General features: G+C 72.2%; 1 protein-coding gene. It reads left to right on the forward strand.

All coding sequences use genetic code 11. The annotated features are described in order from the left end of the window. The first annotated feature begins 258 nt into the window (after positions 1-258). A complete protein-coding gene (locus tag ROTAS13_RS24360; protein ID WP_075823653.1) occupies positions 259-1224 on the forward strand; it encodes a LysR family transcriptional regulator in 966 nt (321 codons plus the stop codon). Positions 1225-1498 lie beyond the last annotated feature (274 nt).

Below are 1498 nucleotides of genomic sequence, written 5' to 3' on the forward strand. Positions count from 1 at the left end.
GAGCTGTGCGTAGATGTGATCAAGAGACAGCGCCACGGCCAGGGCAAGGCCCGGCCCGGCGGGGGCGCGTCTCCGGTGCCGTCTCCGGCATGGTGCTGCGGGGATCCATGCGAACCCTTCCTCCTGGCCGCGCCTCTGCTCCGGGATGTCGGTTCATCCGGGGGCGCGATTCCTTGGACAACAGGGATAGGTAGCGCGGCAGAACAAGTCCAATGCCAAAACGGGTGGAATCGATACCGGGAATGGTATGTCCCCCGGATGCCCCTCCCCTCCCCCGCCCCCTTGCCGCCGGACTGGTTCGCGCGCTTCCGGCTGAAGCTGCGGCACCTTCAGCTCCTGGCCTCGCTGGACGAGACCCGGAACCTGAACCGCACCGCCGAGGCGCTCGGCGTCACCCAGCCCGCCGCCTCCCGCCTCCTGGCCGAGACCGAGCGCATCGTGGACGAGCCGGTCTTCCTCCGCCGCCCGCGCGGGCTGGTGCCGAACGCGCTGGGCGAGGTGCTGGCCCGCCGCGCCCGGACGGTGCTGATGGACCTGACCCAGGCGGCGGCGGAGATGAACAGCCTGCGCGGCGGGCTGGGCGGCGCCATCGCGGTGGGCGCGGTGACCGGCCCGGCAGTGGATATCCTGAGCCGTGCCGTGGAGGCGGTGCAGCGCAGCAGCCCCGGGTTGCAGATCACGGTGGAGGTGGACACCAGCGCGCCGCTGGTGGCGCATCTGCTGGAAGGACGGCTGGATTTCGTGCTGGCCCGGCTGCCGCCGGAGATGGGGCCGGATGCCATCCTCTATCGCGAGGCGGCGGAGGAGGAGCTCTGCTTCCTGGTGCGGGCCGGGCACCCGCTGCTGCACCGGCGGGGGCTGGCGCTGCGCGACCTGCTGGACCTGCCCTGGGTGCTGCAGCCGCCGGGCACGCTGCTGCGCCGCCGGGTGGACCTGCTTTTCCTGCGCCTGGACCTGCCCCTGCCGGGGCGGATGCTCAACACCTCCTCGGTGCTGCTGACCCTGGCGAACCTGTCCCGCAGCGACGCGGTCGGCGTCATCAGCGCCTCCGTCGCCAATATCTTCGCGCCGAAAGGCCAGTTCCGCCGCCTGCCGCCCCTGCGCGACGTGCCACACCTCGCCGTGGAGCCCTTCGGCCTGATCCGGTTGCGCGAACGCCCTCTCTCCCCGCCCGCGCAACGCCTCTTCGGGGCCGTCGAGGGGTTGCTCTTTCCGGAAGGATGAGGAGGCCGTGCCCCTGTCCGGCCGCCGGGGGCAAGGCTCCGCCTCGCCCCCAAGCCCCCACTCCGCCGGGGACCGGAGCCGGTCCCCGGACCCCGGACCCCGGGCTTTCGTTGGCGCTGGTGGTAGCCGTGAGCCTGATGCCGATCCCCGGGAACAGGTGGATCGGCGGGGCTCCCGAAGAAGAAAACGCCTTGTCCGCACGGGCGGCACCGGCAGTCGCCGGAGAGCATCACTCTCCGGCGCGATCCGGCCACAGCAGGTGCCAACTCCTGGC

The organism is Roseomonas sp. TAS13, assembly GCF_001950415.1.
GTDB lineage: Bacteria > Pseudomonadota > Alphaproteobacteria > Acetobacterales > Acetobacteraceae > Roseomonas > Roseomonas mucosa.